Origin of the sequence: Synechococcus sp. R6-5 (genome assembly GCF_047461775.1) — a bacterium.
GTDB lineage: Bacteria > Cyanobacteriota > Cyanobacteriia > Thermostichales > Thermostichaceae > Thermostichus.
The window spans coordinates 1-998 of record NZ_JANSHV010000321.1 but is presented as its reverse complement, the minus strand read 5'-3'; the positions used below and the strand labels follow the sequence as shown (position 1 = coordinate 998).

The window sequence follows — 998 nt, the reverse complement described above, 5'->3', positions numbered from 1 at the left end:
TCTCGGCTTTGCGCAAGTGCCGTGCTGCCGGGGGCAACATTAGCCTTTGTTGCGTGCCGGAAAGTGTGGCCCTCGTCCTCAACCTCACCTCCATGGAAAAGGTACTGACCTGCTTTAGCGACCTGGAGACCGGCATTGCCAACTTTTCCAGCGCTCCCACTGCTCGTTAGGCCAACATTCGAGCTTTCTTCTGGGGATCCCCCGATGCTCTTTTCAGCCCATCAGCGAATTCTGGTGATCCCTCTAGCAACTTTCTCAACAATCTTCAGCCATGCCCCAGACCGGCCTCGATACCTTTCAGCTTCTCTACCAGCACCACCGTGGCCCCAGCTTCTGCGAGCGCATGCTGGCAACAGCTCCTGGGCGCTTTAACGAGGCGTTTTGGCAGTTCTGGCAGATGCACATCGAGCCCTGTCTGCCTCCTGCACCGCGCTTGTTGGATCTGGGAACCGGGCCGGGGTTTGCTCTGGGTCAGTGGGCGCAACGCTATCCCGGAGGACACTTCATCGGGGTGGATGTGATGCCCTACATGTTGGAGCGAGCGGCGGCGGATTTGAAGGGGATCCCTGGAATCCAGCTGCTGCAGGCCGACCTGCACGACCCTCACTTGCCGCTTGCGGCCAACAGCATCGATGCAGCTCAGGCAGTGGTGGTGTTGCACGAGATGGTGCAGCCCTTGCGCTTGTTGCAGGAGGTGTTGCGTCTACTCAAGCCGGGGGGGCGATTTTTGCTGGTGGATTGGGTGCGCGCCCCGCTCAGCCTCTACTTCGATGCCGATACAGAGGCCCAACTCTTCCAGTCGGACACGCCTTTGGAAACGCTGCTGGATCAGTTTACCCACTTCTACGAGCACAATCGCTTCAGCGCCGAAGACCTGGTGTGGTTGCTGGAGAAGGTGGGTTTCGCAGTGGTGGCTCAGCAGCTCTACAACCAAAATCGCTTTGTGCGACTTGCAGCCGAAAAGCCTATCTCGTAAACTACCCGGCTCCGACCGCTAA

The 998-nt window shown here is 58.7% G+C and carries 1 protein-coding gene; it reads left to right on the top strand.

Translation table 11 applies throughout. The features are described 5' to 3' along the window. Positions 1–271: 271 nt before the first annotated feature. The gene (locus tag NW818_RS13340) at positions 272–976 is read left to right on the top strand and encodes a class I SAM-dependent methyltransferase (RefSeq protein ID WP_414407702.1); all 705 of its coding nucleotides are present in this window, start codon (positions 272–274) and stop codon (positions 974–976) included. Positions 977–998 lie beyond the last annotated feature (22 nt).